The following is a 14,436-nucleotide window of genomic DNA, read 5'->3' on the forward strand; positions in this document are numbered from 1 at the left end:
GGCCGACGCTACCGGCTGATCCGTGGCGGCGGATCGTCGGCACGTCGGCGTCGCCGCCACACCAGGAATCCACACCCGGCCGCCACGATCACCCCCAACGTCGCCCACCCCCGGGCGGCCGCGCCACGGTCGCCGTCACCCCCGGCCGGCTGCGCGGACGCGCTCGTCGCGCCGCCGCTCGGTGGGGCCGCCGTCGCGCTCTCGAAACCAAGCGGTGGTACGTCGGCGGTCAGCGCGGCCACCAGGTCTATGACGCCGTAGCCGTACTCGTCGTCGCGACCGGGCGGACCTTTGTCGACAGCGGTGGCGGTGAGCCGGTGGACGACCTCGGCAGCCGGCAGATAGGGATACTTCGAACGGACCAGCGCCGCAGCCCCGGCCACGATCGCAGTGGCATCGGACGTGCCGGTGCCCTTGCGGTACTTGCCGTCGATGCTGGTGCTGTAGATGTCTACCGCAGGAGCGACAACATCAATCTCCGGACCAGTCACGGAAACAGACGCATGCTTACCGTCGGGTCCGATCCCTCCTACTGCTAGGACTCCCGGATAAGCTGCTGGATATCCAACAGTATGCTGGCTGGGCTGATTTCCTGCGCCAGCTACAACGACGATGTCGGCTCGAACCGCGTCCCTGACCGCTCTCTGTAGCTGCACATCAGAATCTCCTGTCATGGACACGCTGATGACGCTCGCCTTTTTTGAGATAGCATAATTTATGCCGGCGGTCAAGTCGCCGGAATTGCCTTGGTTGTTGGTGAGTTTGATTCGAATTGGTAGTACTTTGGATTGAGGTGCGATGCCTAGGGCGCCTTTGTTGGCTTGGCCATGCGCGCAAATGAGGCCGGCCATTCCGGTGCCGTGACTGTCGCGGTCTTTTGTATCGTCGCTGCTACCGTCGGTTGATAGATCGACCCCCTGTGTGAGATTATTTAGCAAATCGGGATGCTTGTCGACGCCTGTGTCTGGTACTGCTACTAAAACACCCGCACCTTTGCTGATATCGTGCGCTTTGTCGACTTTGAGATACTGAAGATGCCACTGATCTTTGCGGACCTGCTTTGTGACATCACTTGTTCGAATATCGTTTCCGAATTGATTTGTCGAGATGATTGTCATTGATAGGGCGATTATGGCTACGGCTGATCGAGCGGCTGTTGTTATCACCGATTAAAGCCAATGGCTGGACCAGGATTGATTGGTCCCTGTTCGTCAGGTGGTTTAACTATTGGCGGGATGCCTTCTTCCACGCGCCACGGTTGATCTGCGTTCCAGTGAGATGGTGGATTTTCGCCCTGCGCATCGCTGTGGTTTTCTCCCATCTGTTTGTTCCGGGGGCTGGCGCTTCCACTGATCGGAGAAAATCCAGACATTCCGCCGAACTGATTCATCCGTCCGCCGCGAGGCCTAGATCCTGCTGCACCGGTAGGTCCGGTCCCGGCTCCACCCCCACTAATTACTCCACCAATTGGGTTGATGCGTCGCGCAGGAGTTGAACCTCCGGGTTGCCCTAATCCAATTCCAGGTGCCCCGCCAATTAAGCCGCCAGGCGGAAATGGGTGAGGAGGGGTGGTCGGTGATGTCCTGTGGGGGTTGCCGAAATTCATGCGGGTGGGATTGCCTAGGGTATCCCGGAGCAGTCCATTCTGGATGTCCCTGCTGATGGTTCTACCTATTGGTGCGGGTGGGGGAAATGTCGAGTTGCTCAAAGGAGGATTTTGTGGTGTTAGGCCAAGAGGCCCCTGAGTGGCGAGCGGTGGTGCGGCTCCGCTGCCGGCGCTGCCCAGAATTGGACCTGGGTTGAAAGCTGTGGGTGCTGGCGTGAGGCGCGCTTTGGCGCTCGCCTCGGTCTTGGCTATGCCGTTCTCTGTCTGATTGATGGGTATCGGCAGAATTGGCGGAATGACGGGATTTGAGTGCGGTGAGCCATAAATATCGGGATTGTTTTGGTCTATGCCGGGGGCCGATTTTGGTCGGGGTGGTGGCTGGCGAAGCATTGCCTGGGCTTGTTGGAGTTCGCCGCTGAGCCCGAACATGATCCCGCGCGCCTGCTTGTTCAGCTTCTCCAGGTCCGCGTCGGTCACCGGCGGGTCCACCACCCGGCTGCCCGCCGCCGCCTTGGGGTCGGCGAGCGTCGCTTCGTACCCTCGCTTCTGGTGGAGTTTCCGGGCGTAGTCGTCGTGCAGCCGCTTGATCTCCGGCCTGGCGCTGTCGATGGCGCGGGCGGCGGCGGCGAGGGCGTCGTGGTTGGCGGCGGCAGTGTCGTGGGTGCGTCGCACCTTGCCGATCAGCTCGTCGAGTTCGCCGAGGTACGTCCGGGCGGCGGCGTTCGTGGCGGGCGGCCACGCCTCGGCGAGGGAGCTGCGGTACTGCTGTAGCCGCCGCAGGTGGGTCTGGGCAAGGTCGCACACCTTGCGCCACCCGGCGACGTGTTTCCAGTGCCCCTGCGTCTCCTGGTCCTGGAGGCAGGCCCACATGCTGAGCACGTCCATCAGCTGCCAGTCGGTGAGGCCGGACGTGCGGCCACCGCCCCGTTCGATCATGGGAGCACCACCGGACCCGGATTCTCCGCACTGTTGGGTTCGGGGGCGGTCCACGGGGAGCGGGCGGCGGGGGTGGACCCGGTGGCCCGCGCGCCGTGCAGGGCGCGTTCGACGTCGGTGACCCGCGCCTCGGCGAAGGCGTCGGTCCCCTGGTAGTCGGCGGCGATCCGGTTGGCGGCGGCGGCCAGTCGGCCGGTGGCCCCGGCCAGGCCGTGCACCAGGTCGGAGGTGGACTGCTGGGTCTCCCAGTGTGCCTGGAGGAAGTGCACCAGCTCGATGAACGCGTCGCACGGGTTGGGCACCGCGGCGGTCATGTCGTCGGCGATGTAGCGCAGGTGCGGGGTGTAGTTGCGTTCCACCTCGGTCTGGAGCTGGTCGGCGAACTCCCGCATCTGTCGGATATCGGCCTCGATGCCGCCGTAGTCACCGAGCCAGGAAGCCGGACGGCCCTCCTCAGGGATCACTGGTCCTCCCGAACGTAGCGACGCCATCTCCCAGAGTGAGGCTAGTGGCTGTCCGGCGATACCGGCAGCCCCGTCGGCGACCCCGACCGTCAGCGGGGCAGGCCGGACGCGCGCCAGCCGTCGGGTCCGGCCACCGGGGACACCCCGGCCGGGCGGGCGCTGCGGGTCCATGCGGAGCGCGCCACCTGCACGGGTGCGCCGGTCGGCCGGGAACGGAGCATGACCGCACCCACCAGGGCGGCCAGTTCCTCGGCGGTCGGGTTCCCCCGGACGACCCGGAACAGCGGCTCTTCGGCAGACATGCCGCCAGGGTACGCGTCGAAAGTTGACCCACGTCGCACAGTGGCGTGCCGGCGGTGTGCGCGTTCGTGGGGCCGGGTACCGTCTCACCGATGTCTGACGTGCCTTCCCAACTCGTCGCTGACCGGTACCGGCTGCTCTCGCCGCTCGGTCAGGGTGGCATGGGTCGGGTCTGGAAGGCGCGCGACGAGGTGCTGCACCGGGACGTGGCGATCAAGGAGCTCGTCCCACCGCCCAGCCTGACCGACGACGAGCGCCGCGAGATGCGGGAGCGGTCGCTGCGGGAGGCGCGGGCCATCGCCCGCCTCAACCACGTCAACGTGGTCCGCATCTTCGACGTGCTGCGGACCGACGGCGACCCGTGGATCGTCATGGAGTACGTGGCGTCGAAGTCGTTGCAGGACACCCTCGCCGAGGACGGGCCGGTGTCCCCGGCCCGCGCGGTGGAGATCGGCCTGGGCGTGCTGGGCGCGCTGAAGTCCGCCCACAAGGCCGGCGTGATGCACCGGGACGTCAAGCCGGGCAATGTGCTGCTCGGCACGGACGGCCGGGTGGTGCTGACCGATTTCGGACTGGCCACGATTCCCGGTGACCCGAACGTCACCCGGACGGGCATGGTGCTCGGTTCGCCCGCGTACATCGCGCCGGAGCGGGCCAGGGACGGCACCGCCGGGCCGGAGGCGGACCTCTGGTCGTTGGGGGCGACGCTCTACGCCGCGGTGGAGGGCAAGTCGCCGTACGCCCGGCCGTCGGCGATCGGCACGCTCGCCGCGTTGGCCACCGAGCCGCTGCCGCCGGCCAGGAACGCCGGACCGCTGAAGCCGGTGCTGACCGGCCTGCTCCGCAAGGACCCGGCCGAGCGGATCACCGCCGAGGTCGCGGAACGCATGCTGCGACGGGCCGCCGGCAAGCGGGCCAAGGGCATCTCACTGCTCGACGGGGTACGCCGACCCGGGCCGAACGGTCCGCGCGAGCCACGGGCACCGGTGGTGCCGGCGCAGGGTGGTACCGGCGGGAAGATCTCGTCGTCGCTGGCCGCCGCGGCGGGGATCGCCACCGGCACCGCGGCCGCGAAGGCGGCAGCGGCCAGGGCGGCGGCGAAGGCGGCGTCGGGCGATGCCGCCGCGGACGACAGCGCCGCCGCGCGGACCACCACCGCCGGTGCGGCCTCGACGGACGGTACGGCGACGGTGGTCACCGACGCCCCGGCCGTGGGCGGGGACGCCACGGCGACGATCCCGGCCGGGGTGGACGCCGGACCCACCACGAAGGTCACCCCGCCCACCGGAGCCGACGCCGCGCCGGCCGGCACGGTGGAGGCGACCGAGGGTCCTTCGTCCGACGCGGTCGCCGTAGCGGCGGACGACGACGCCGCGACCGGCAGCACGGTGGCCCCGCCGGCCCACACCGACCGGGCCGATCCGCCCGCGCCGGGCAACCCCACCGCCGTGCTGGACGCGCCGGTCGGCCCGCCGGCCGGGGTCGCGAGCGTCCCGGCGTACGACTCGACGCCGCCGGACAACCGGCGACGTAACCTGCTGGTCGGCGCGCTGGTCGCGGTGCTGCTGGTGGGGCTGGCGCTGGCCGTTCCGCTGCTGACCCGCTCCGACGAGCCGGACGACGGCCCGGCGCCGGCCGGTCCGACCAGTGCCGCCGCGTCCTCCGTGGCCCCGACGTCGGCTCCGGCGGCCCCGCCGCCGACCAGTGCCGCCCCCACCCCCACGCCCACCCCGTCGGCCAGCCCTTCGGCGGATCCGAACGCGCTGCCGGAGGGCTGGGAGATGTTCAAGGGGCCGACGTTCAGCGTGCCGTTGCCGAAGGGTTGGCGGCGCAGCGTCCGGTCCGACTCGGTGACCGTCACCGAGCCCGGTGGGGTGCGGGAGCTGCTCATCCAGTGGACGTCCAGCCCGAAGAAGGACGCGGTCGCCGACTGGCGGGAGCAGGAGCCGAGCCGGCGCAACTTCGTCAGCAACTACCAGTACCTCGACATCAAGGCGTGCGGCGGCTACCGCACCTGCGCCGACTGGGACTGGTTGGAGAGTCGGGACAACACCCGGATCCACGTCCGCAACCGGGGTTTCGTCACCGCCACGAACCGGGGCTTCGCGATCCGCTGGGAGGTCGCGGCGAAGGACTGGAACGCCAACCTCGACAACTTCGCCCTGATCACCAGCCGGTTCGTGCCGGACCGGAGGAACTGATCCCGGGGATTCCCGCCGGGGGGTGACATCGTTTCGCATGACTTTCGGTCGTCCGGGGTATCGGTATCCCGACGACGGAAGGAGGTAGCGAGATGAGTTACCGACGCAGGGACGCCCGACCCAGGTTGGCACTGTGGATGCTCGTCGCCCTCGGCGATGTCGTCCTGCTGCTGCTGAGCGCCGGGGTGGCCGCGCTGGTCACGCTGGTCGCCGTCGTGACCGTCGCCGCCGCCGGGGTCGCCGCCTGGCGGCTGAGCCGACGGACCGCGATGACCACCGGCACGGAGCCGGTGACCATGCCGCTGACCGGTCGTAAGAGCGCCTGAGTCGACGGATCGACCGGACGGGCACCGGCCACGGACGCCGCGACGGGCGGCAGCGGGACCGGTCGTCACCGCAGGGTGGGTGACCGGTGCCGCTGCCGCCTGGTCGTGGACCGCGACGGGTCGGGCGGTCCGGGAGTTCCTCGCCGAGCTGGGCCGGGCCGTCAGGTGTTGTTCGCGAGCGCGACCAGCCGGGCCCGGGTGCCGTTCCAGTAGTTGCGGTCGACGTTGCCGCTGATCCCGGAGACGCTGCCGGTGGCGGTGTACTGCCAGAAGCTCCAGACCGAGGCGCCGGCGGGCAGGGTGCCCGGCGCGCTCGCCCAGCGGGCCAGCCAGAGCGGGTGGTTGGCCCACGGGCCGGTCCAGCTCCCGGTGCACTGGTTCCACCAGCTCGTGGTGGTGTAGATGACCGCGTACCGGCCGGTGCGGGAGCGGTAGGTGTTGAGGAAGTCCTGGATCCAGTTGCGCATCCCGGTGGTGGACAGCCCGTAGCAGGTGCCGCCGCTGTACGGGTTGGCCTCGACGTCGAGCGCGGCCGGCAGGGTGCGGCTGTCCGCCGACCAGGCCCCGCCGTTGCTGGCGAGGTAGTTGGCCTGGGTGGCCCCGGAGGAGATGTTCGGCCGGGCGAAGTGGTAGGCGCCCCGGATCACCCCGGCGTTGTAGGCGTTGACGTAGTTGGTGTTGAAGTTGGGGTCCTTGTAGCTCGTACCCTCGGTGGCCTTGATGAAGGCGAACTCGACACCGGCGTTGCGGACACTGGTCCAGTTGATGGAGCCCTGGTAGTGGGATACGTCGACGCCGGCGGTGGTGGCGGCGGCCGCGGGTCCGGCCGTGGCGACGAGGGCCGCGGCCGCGGTGGCGGCCACGGTGAGACCGGCGGCGAACAACCGGCGCAGCGAGAATCTGGTACGGGTCATGGATTCCTCCAGGGACGCCAATCGATTGACGCCAATCCTTGGAGATTCCTGCCCTTGATCGCAAGGGTGCTTGAGAAAACTTTCATCGACGGCTGTCGAACCCGTAAGGCGCTGATCCGAACCGGTCAGGCTGGTGAGGCAGCAGTGGATGGGCGTCGCCGGGCGCCCGACGGGTAGGCTCCCCGGCCATGGTGTCGATCGACGGGCTGGGCGACCTCTGGGACCGGCTGTTCAGCGCCCAACCCGACCCGCCGCCCCTGCTGGTGCTGCTCACCGCGCTGGCCGCGCTGGTGGTCGTCGCCGTCCGGTCGTCCTGGCGGATCGCCCGCAACGCGGTGACCATCGCCCACGAGGGCGGTCACGCCCTGGCGGCACTGCTCACCGGGCGGCGGCTGCACGGGATCCGGCTGCACTCGGACACCTCCGGGCTCACCCTCAGCGCCGGCCGCCCCACCGGCCCCGGCATGATCCTCACCCTGCTCGCCGGGTACGTCGCCCCGTCGCTGGTCGGCCTGGCCGGCGCGTGGCTGCTCGGCGGCAACCGGATCACCCTGCTGCTCTGGGTCGCGGTGGCCCTGCTGCTCGCCATGCTGCTGCTGGTCCGCAACGTCTTCGGGGTGCTCTCCCTGCTGGTCACCGGCGGGGTGGTGCTCGTCGTCTCCTGGTACGCCACCCCGCAGGTGCAGGCCGCGTTCGCCTGGACCTCGGTGTGGTTCCTGCTGTTCGGCGGCGTCCGGCCGGTGTTCGAGCTGCAACGGCTGCGCCGCCGGGGCCGGATGCCCGAGTCCGACGCCGACCAGTTGGCCCGGCTGACGCCCTTCCCGGCGCTGTCCTGGGTGGTCGTCTTCGGGCTGGTGAACCTGGCCGCTCTCGCCGTCGGCGCGACCCTGCTCGCCGCTCCCCTGCTCACCGGTGCCGACCTCCCGCGCTGACCAGGCCCAGGTAGCCGGATCGTCCGGTGACCAAGCCCAGGTCGCCGGACGATCCGGTGATGAGGCCCAGGTCGCCGGATCGCCCGACGCGGGGCAGAATCGCCGGATGCGATACCTGATCATCGGGGCGGGCGCGGTCGGCGGCACCATCGGCGTGCTGCTGGGGGAGGCCGGGCGCGACGTGACGCTGGTGGCCCGCGGGCCGCACCTGGCGGCGATCCGCCGCGACGGCCTCACCCTGCGCACCCCCGACCGGGCGGTGACCTGGCGGGGGCCGGCGGTGGACGGGCCGGGGACGGCACCGCTGCCGGCCGACACCGTGCTGGTGCTGACCGTCAAGTCGCAGCACACCTGGGCCGCCCTGGACACCTGGGCGGACGCCCCGGTCGCCGGGGGCGGCACGGCCGGTGAGCGCCTTCCGCTGTTCACCGCGCAGAACGGGGTGGCGAACGAACCCACCGCGCTGCGCCTGTTCGCCGACGTCCACCCGGTCTGCGTCTGGCTGCCGGCGACCCACCTCGACCCCGGCGTGGTGATCGCCAGCGGCCACCCGTACCCGGGGATGTTGCACCTCGGCCGCTACCCGGCGGGTGCCGACGAGGTCGACGCGGCGGTGTCGGCCGACCTGACCGCCGCCGGCTTCGTCGCCCCCGTCCGGGACGACGTGATGCGCTGGAAGTACGGCAAGCTGCTGAACAACCTCGGCAACGGGGTGCAGGCCCTGTTCGGGGCCGACCATCCCCGCTGGCTGGTGGACCGGGTCCGGGCCGAGGGCGTCGCCGTGCTCGCTGCCGCCGGCATCGCGCACCCCTCCGACGACGAGGAACGGGCCGAACGGGGTGACCGGGTCGGCACCCGGCCGGTCGACGGGCAGCCGCGCAGCGGCAGTTCGACCTGGCAGAGCCTGGCCCGGGCGGCCGGCTCCACCGAGGCCGACCACCTCAACGGGGAGATCGTGCAGCTCGGCCGGCGGCTCGGGGTGCCCACGCCGGCCAACGCCGCCGTGCAGGTCGCGGTGCGGCGGCTGGCCCGGGACCGGCTCCCCGCCGGCACGTTCCCCCTGACCGAGCTGACCGGCCTGGTCGAGCGGCCAGATTGACCGGCTGAGCACGCAACCCACCGGGGGCCGGCGCGCGTGTCACCTGCGACCGCCACGGGGGAGGTACCAGGGTGCCCGACGTCGACGGGTTCGACGAGTTCTACCGGGGCAGCCGACACCGGCTGCTCGCCTTCGTCTGCGCGCTCACCGGCAACCTGGCCGAGGCGCAGGACGCCGTGCAGGAGGCGTACATCCGTGCCTGGCAGCGCTGGTCGACGGTGCGGGGATACGACGACCCGGAGGCCTGGGTCCGGGTGGTCGCCTCCCGGATCGCGGTCAGCCGCTGGCGCAGCCTGCGCAGCCGGGCCCGCGCCTACCTGCGGCACGGGGCGACCGAGAGCGTGCCCGGCCCCGGCACCGACACCCTGGAGGTGGTCAGTGCCCTGCGGCAACTGCCCGAGGAGCAGCGCACCGCGCTCGCCCTGTACTACCTGGTCGGCATGCCCGTCGCCGAGGTGGCCCGCCAGACCGCGGCCCCGGTGGGCACGGTGAAGGCCCGGCTCTCCCGGGGCCGCACCGCGCTCGCCGGGCTGCTCGCCGTCTCTGACCTGGAGGAGGTCTGATGAGTGAGGTCCCGCACTTCGTCGACCGGCTGCACCGGGACCTCCGCGAGGTCGACTGGCCCGAGCCGGCGGAGATCCGCGCCCGCGCCCGCCGCCGCAGTCGTCGTACCGCGGCGCTGTCGGCGCTGACGGTGCTCGCCGTGCTGGCCGGCTCCGCCGTGGTGGTGCGGCAACGGTCCACCGTGCAGTCGTCGACCCCGGCCGCCCCGGTCGCGGCGTCCGCCTCGACCCCGGCCCGGGCGGAGATCCCGCTCGACGCGCTGCTCGCCCCCGCCGACCTGGTCACGGAGGCCAGGGTGCGGCTGGGCGGGACGGGACTGGGCGAGACCGTCCAGGTCGACCCGCTGCTCGAATCGTGTGGCCGGGACCGCGAGGTGACCGCCCAGCTGCCGGTGTCCCGTGCCTCCCGGTCGCAGACCCTGCTCCGGCCGCCGGACGACGCCGACGCCTCGACCCGGCCGGTGCTGACCCAGGACGTCTACCGGATCGAGCCGACCCGGGGCCGGTGGTTCTTCGACGAGATCGACCGCCTGCTCACCGCGTGTTCGACGTGGAATCTCCCCACGTCCACGCCGGCGGCCGGTCAGCAGCCGGTCCGCACGGATCAGGAGCACCGGTGGGAGCCGTCGGTGCGCGACTTCGCCGGTGACCAGTCGGTGCTGCTGCGGCACGAGGCGCGGCAACCCCGGGCGGAGCCCGACGGGAAGCCGGTCGGCACGCCGTCGACCGTCGAGAACACCCTGGTGGTCCGGGTCGGTGACCTGGTCACCGTGGTCGTGCCCGCCCGGGAGACGGTCGTCGACCGGGTCGACGGCACCGAACCCGGGACCGACTACGGCCCCCTGATCGACGTGGGTAGGGCCGCCGCGAGTCGGCTCTGCCCGGCAGCGAACCGCCCGGCCGGCCCGCCCTGCTGACCGTGCCGCGTGGACCGGCCGTCGCCCCGGCCGACCGGGCGGTGCCGGGGCGGGCACCCCGGCTGCCACGACCGGCCCGGGCCGGTCACAGCGGGATGTTGCCGTGCTTCTTCGGCGGCAGGGTCTCCCGCTTGGTCCGCAGTACCCGCAGCGCCCGGACGATCTGGGTCCGGGTCTCGTGCGGCGGGATCACCGCGTCGACGTACCCGCGCTCGGCGGCGACGTACGGGTTGGCCAGGGTGTCCTCGTACTCGGCGATCCGCGCGGCCCGGACGGCGGCCGGGTCCTCGGCGGCGGCCAGCTCCTGCCGGTAGAGGATGTTCACCGCGCCCTGCGCGCCCATCACCGCGATCTGCGCCGTCGGCCAGGCGAAGTTGAGGTCCGCCCCGAGGTGCTTGGAACCCATCACGTCGTACGCCCCGCCGTACGCCTTCCGGGTGATCACGGTGACCTTCGGCACGGTGGCCTCGGCGTACGCGTAGATGAGCTTCGCCCCCCGACGGATGATGCCGTCCCACTCCTGGCCGGTGCCGGGCAGGAAACCGGGGACGTCCACGAAGGTCAGCACGGGGATGTTGAAGGCGTCGCAGGTGCGCACGAAGCGGGCCGCCTTCTCCGAGGCGGCGATGTCCAGGGTGCCGGCGAAGTGCATCGGCTGGTTGGCGACGACCCCCACCGGGCGGCCCTCCACCCGGCCGTAGCCGACCAGCATGTTCTGCGCGTAGAGCGGCTGTACCTCCAGGAACTCCCCGTCGTCGAGGACGTGCGCGACGACGCGGTGCATGTCGTACGGCTGGTTGGCCGAGTCGGGGATCAGGGTGTCCAGCTCCCGGTCGGCGTCGGTGACGTCGAGGTCGGCCGGGGCGTCGACGACGACCGGCTCGTCGAGGTTGTTCGACGGCAGGTAGGACAGCAGCGCCCTGACGTAGTCGATCGCGTCGTCCTCGTCGGCGGCGAGGTAGTGCGCGTTGCCGCTGCGCGTGTTGTGGGTACGCGCGCCACCCAGCTCCTCCATCGCCACGTCCTCGCCGGTGACCGTCTTGATGACGTCCGGGCCGGTGATGAACATGTGCGAGGTCCGGTCGACCATCACGGTGAAGTCGGTGACCGCCGGGGAGTAGACCGCGCCGCCCGCGCACGGCCCCATGATCAGGGAGATCTGCGGGATGACCCCGCTGGCCCGCACGTTGCGGAAGAAGATCTCGCCGTAGAGGCCGAGCGAGACGACGCCCTCCTGGATGCGTGCGCCACCGGAGTCGTTGATCCCGACCACCGGACACCCGATCTTCATGGCCAGGTCCATCACCTTGACGATCTTTTCGCCGAAGACCTCGCCGAGGGAGCCGCCGAAGACGGTGAAGTCCTGCGCGAAGACACAGACCTGCCGGCCGTCCACGGTGCCGTAGCCGGTGACCACCCCGTCGCCGTACGGGCGGGTGCGGTCCAGCCCGAAGTTGGTGGACCGGTGCCGGGCGAACTCGTCCAACTCGACGAAGGAGCCCTCGTCGAGGAGCAGCTCGATCCGTTCCCGGGCGGTCTTCTTGCCCCGCGCGTGCTGCTTCTCGACGCCGCGCGCCCCCGCGTGCACCGCCTCGTCGACCCGGCGCTCCAGGTCCGCCAGCTTGCCCGCGGTGCTGTGGATGTTGGTCCCGGTCTCGGTAGTCACCCAGGGAATATAACGATGGTTCAGGCCGACGCCGCTGTGCAGTGCACCTCATCGGCCTCCGTCGCCGGCTGGCCGGGCGGGCTCGTCGGCCCGGCCCGTAGGCTGGCGGGATGCCGGGCTCGCCGTACACCGATCTGGACCGACCGCCGCTGTCGGCGGCGCGGCTGTCCCGGGCGTTGACCGCGCCGCTGGGGCCCTGGCGACGGCTGGACCTGCGGTCGGAGACCGGCTCGACCAACGCGGACGCGGCCGACGCCGCGCGGGCCGGTGAGCCGGAGGGCCTGGTGGTGGTCGCCGAGCGGCAGACCGCCGGCCGGGGGCGGCGCGGCCGGGCCTGGCAGTCGCCGCCCCGGGCGGGCCTGGCGACCAGCGTCCTGCTCCGGCCCGGCGAGGCGGTCACCGAACGCGACTGGCCACCGGCCCCGCCGACCGGGTACGGCTGGCTGCCGCTGCTGGCCGGCGTCGCGCTGGTCGAGGCGGTCTCCCGGCTGGCCGAACTGGACGCCGGGTTGAAGTGGCCCAACGACCTGCTGCTCGGCGAGGCCAAGTGTGCCGGCATCCTGGCCGAGGCGGTGCCGGCCACCGCCGTCGGGGAGGCCCCCGCGATCGTGCTCGGCATCGGGTTGAACGTGACGCTGCGTGCCGACGAGCTGCCGGAGAACCCGAGTGGGTTGCCGGCCACCTCGCTGCAACTCGCCGGTGCCACGGCGACCGATCGTGATCCGCTGCTGCGGGCCCTGTTGCGGGCGCTCGCCGACTGGTACGACCGGTGGCGGGTGGCCGGCGGTGACGCCGACGCGTGCGGCCTGCGGGAGGCGTACCTGGCCTCCTGCGCCACGGTGGGCCGGCAGGTGCGGGTGCTGCTGCCCGACGGCTCCGCGTTGACCGGGCTCGCCACCGGGGTGGATCCCGACGGGCACCTGCTGGTCGACACCGCCGCCGGGGAGCGCCGGCTGGCCGCCGGGGACGTGCTGCACCTGCGCTGAACCGGGCGGGCTCCGGTCGGTTCGTGCGCGGGGCGCACGGCGGGCCGCCCGGCTGATCCGACGGGTCGCGCCGACCGGTTACGGTCAGCGCGTCCGGTTGTCGGCTAGGAGGTTCCCGTGGCGTTCCCCGAAGACGTGCTCACCGAGGACGAGCACGTCGTCCTGCACCTGCACCCGCACTGGAAGGCGCTGCTACGGCCGGTCCTGGTGCTGGTGGTCGGCGTCGCGGTGGTGGTGGCGGGCTGGCTCCTGTTGCCCGACGACGGCGCGGTCGTGCTCGCCGTCCTCGCCGGGCTGTTCCTGGTCGCGGCGCTCTGGCTGGGACTGTGGCCGTTCCTGGTCTGGCGCAGCACGCACTACCTGTTCACCAACGAGCGGGTGCTGCTCCAGGAGGGGGTCTTCTCCCGGCACCGGCGGGACCTGCCGCTGGCCCGGATCAACGACCACTCGATGAGCCAGCGTTTCGTCGAGCGGCTGCTCGGCTGCGGCACCCTGACCATCGAGTCGGCCGGGGAACGCGGCCAGTCGGTGCTCGTCGACGTGCCCCGGGTGGACCGGGTGCAGACCACCCTCTACGAGCTGGTGGAGGCGCAGCACGACAAGCACACGCTGGGCGACGGTGAGATGCGCGAGATCCTGGCCGACATGCGGGAGGGAAAGCCGCTGCGCGACACCAGCGGCTGAGCCCGGGGGAGCGGACGCGACGGCCCCGGGGTGTCCCCCGGGGCCGTACCGGTCGGGTGGTGGGGCGACGCCGGTCAGGCGCGGGGCGCCCGGTTGGTGCCGGCGTGCAGCTCGGCGGCCAGCTCCGCGTTCAGGTCACCGCGGGCCGTCGTCCGGCCGACGCCGGTGCTCCCGCCCTTGGGTTGGCTGAACATCCCTTCGGTGGCCGGCGCGGGGGTGAGCGGTGGTTCGACGGCGGGCCTGAGCGGAAGGCCGGTGGCCGGGCCGGGCCGTCGGTCCGGCTGGGCCTGGGCCTCCTCCAGCTCGCTGACCGACTCGGCCAGCTCGGCGACCGGGTCCAGCTCGGCCATGGTGTCCCACTCGTCCCGTTTGATGGAGTGCCAGCTCTCCTCGGCGTGCCGGGGGACCGGCTGGAAGACGAAGGTCCGGTAGGACCAGAAGCGGAACAGGGTGGCGAGCAGCACGCCGCCGGTCTTCGCCACGTTGAGCGCGAGCAGGCTGGTGAACCCCAGTCCGTACTTGGCGGCGGCGAGCACGCCCAACTCGATGATCAGGCCGGCCCCGTTGAAAAGGAAAAACAGGGCGTATTCCCGTCGAAGCGCTGATTTCGGGCGGTCCCGGTACGTCCAGTGACGATTCATCAGATACGACGTGATGGTGGCCACGATCGTGGCGATGACCGTCGCCTTCAGTTGGCCATCGACAAAAACGGTGAGTGCCAGGGCGTTGAACACCGCGTAATTGATAACGGTGTTGACGCCCCCGACGATGCCGAATTTGAGCGCCTCGCGGATGAACTTCTGCCAGCGCTCGGGCAGCAGACGGACAAGACGCATGCGCAA

General features: G+C 71.2%; 15 protein-coding genes. 8 read left to right on the plus strand and 7 right to left on the minus strand.

What is annotated here, in order from left to right; genetic code table 11:
• Positions 1–8: 8 nt before the first annotated feature.
• From mycP to O7612_RS05335, 4 genes are all read right to left on the minus strand, one after another.
• On the minus strand, positions 9–1,118 hold the full coding sequence (gene mycP, locus O7612_RS05320; protein WP_282270962.1) for a type VII secretion-associated serine protease mycosin: 1,110 nt from the start codon (positions 1,116–1,118) through the stop codon (positions 9–11).
• Positions 1,119–1,162: 44 nt separating this feature from the next.
• Positions 1,163–2,542: a hypothetical protein gene (locus tag O7612_RS05325; protein WP_282270964.1), complete on the minus strand. Its 1,380-nt coding sequence runs from the start codon at positions 2,540–2,542 to the stop codon at positions 1,163–1,165.
• A complete protein-coding gene (locus tag O7612_RS05330) occupies positions 2,539–3,006 on the minus strand; it encodes a hypothetical protein (RefSeq protein ID WP_282270966.1) in 468 nt (155 codons plus the stop codon). Before O7612_RS05330 ends, O7612_RS05325 begins: the two co-directional genes overlap by 4 nt.
• Before the next feature lie 89 nt (positions 3,007–3,095).
• Positions 3,096–3,308, minus strand: a complete 213-nt coding sequence (locus tag O7612_RS05335) for an acyl-CoA carboxylase subunit epsilon (RefSeq protein WP_282270968.1) — start codon at positions 3,306–3,308, stop codon at positions 3,096–3,098.
• 90 nt (positions 3,309–3,398) lie between these two features.
• Between O7612_RS05335 and O7612_RS05340 the strand changes: the two genes are divergently transcribed.
• On the plus strand, positions 3,399–5,507 hold the full coding sequence (locus O7612_RS05340) for a serine/threonine-protein kinase (RefSeq protein WP_282270971.1): 2,109 nt from the start codon (positions 3,399–3,401) through the stop codon (positions 5,505–5,507).
• A 92-nt stretch (positions 5,508–5,599) separates the two neighbouring features.
• Complete coding sequence (locus O7612_RS05345; RefSeq protein WP_282270973.1) at positions 5,600–5,833, plus strand: hypothetical protein; 234 nt, start codon at positions 5,600–5,602, stop codon at positions 5,831–5,833.
• Positions 5,834–5,994: 161 nt separating this feature from the next.
• Here the strand turns inward: O7612_RS05345 and O7612_RS05350 are convergent, their stop codons facing one another.
• Entirely contained in the window at positions 5,995–6,747 is a 753-nt protein-coding gene (locus tag O7612_RS05350) for a GH25 family lysozyme (RefSeq protein WP_282270978.1), read from the minus strand.
• 188 nt (positions 6,748–6,935) lie between these two features.
• On the opposite strand from O7612_RS05350, the gene O7612_RS05355 reads away from it, so the two are divergent.
• The 4 genes from O7612_RS05355 (at position 6,936) to O7612_RS05370 (ending at position 10,258) form a co-directional block, all read left to right on the plus strand.
• Positions 6,936–7,679, plus strand: a complete 744-nt coding sequence (locus O7612_RS05355; RefSeq protein WP_282270980.1) for a M50 family metallopeptidase — start codon at positions 6,936–6,938, stop codon at positions 7,677–7,679.
• Positions 7,680–7,785: 106 nt separating this feature from the next.
• On the plus strand, positions 7,786–8,778 hold the full coding sequence (locus tag O7612_RS05360; RefSeq protein ID WP_282270984.1) for a 2-dehydropantoate 2-reductase N-terminal domain-containing protein: 993 nt from the start codon (positions 7,786–7,788) through the stop codon (positions 8,776–8,778).
• Between the two features lie 71 nt (positions 8,779–8,849).
• Positions 8,850–9,341: a SigE family RNA polymerase sigma factor gene (locus tag O7612_RS05365; protein WP_282270986.1), complete on the plus strand. Its 492-nt coding sequence runs from the start codon at positions 8,850–8,852 to the stop codon at positions 9,339–9,341.
• Complete coding sequence (locus O7612_RS05370; protein ID WP_282270988.1) at positions 9,341–10,258, plus strand: hypothetical protein; 918 nt, start codon at positions 9,341–9,343, stop codon at positions 10,256–10,258. Before O7612_RS05365 ends, O7612_RS05370 begins: the two co-directional genes overlap by 1 nt.
• An 85-nt stretch (positions 10,259–10,343) precedes the next feature.
• Here O7612_RS05370 and O7612_RS05375 read toward each other — a convergent pair whose 3' ends face one another.
• Positions 10,344–11,924 carry an acyl-CoA carboxylase subunit beta gene (locus tag O7612_RS05375; RefSeq protein WP_282270990.1) on the minus strand — a complete coding sequence of 527 codons (1,581 nt, stop codon included), beginning with the start codon at positions 11,922–11,924 and terminating at the stop codon, positions 10,344–10,346.
• 110 nt (positions 11,925–12,034) lie between these two features.
• On the opposite strand from O7612_RS05375, the gene O7612_RS05380 reads away from it, so the two are divergent.
• Both O7612_RS05380 and O7612_RS05385 read left to right on the plus strand, forming a co-directional pair.
• Complete coding sequence (locus tag O7612_RS05380) at positions 12,035–12,910, plus strand: biotin--[acetyl-CoA-carboxylase] ligase (RefSeq protein ID WP_282270992.1); 876 nt, start codon at positions 12,035–12,037, stop codon at positions 12,908–12,910.
• Positions 12,911–13,027: 117 nt separating this feature from the next.
• Positions 13,028–13,594, plus strand: a complete 567-nt coding sequence (locus O7612_RS05385) for a PH domain-containing protein (RefSeq protein WP_282270994.1) — start codon at positions 13,028–13,030, stop codon at positions 13,592–13,594.
• 74 nt (positions 13,595–13,668) lie between these two features.
• Here the strand turns inward: O7612_RS05385 and O7612_RS05390 are convergent, their stop codons facing one another.
• Positions 13,669–14,430 (minus strand): GtrA family protein, encoded by a 762-nt coding sequence (locus O7612_RS05390; protein WP_282270995.1) that lies wholly within the window; start codon positions 14,428–14,430, stop codon positions 13,669–13,671.
• Between the last annotated feature and the right edge of the window lie 6 nt (positions 14,431–14,436).

The sequence above is a fragment of the Micromonospora sp. WMMD987 genome (genome assembly GCF_029581435.1).
GTDB classification, from domain to species: Bacteria; Actinomycetota; Actinomycetes; order Mycobacteriales; family Micromonosporaceae; genus Micromonospora; species Micromonospora rifamycinica.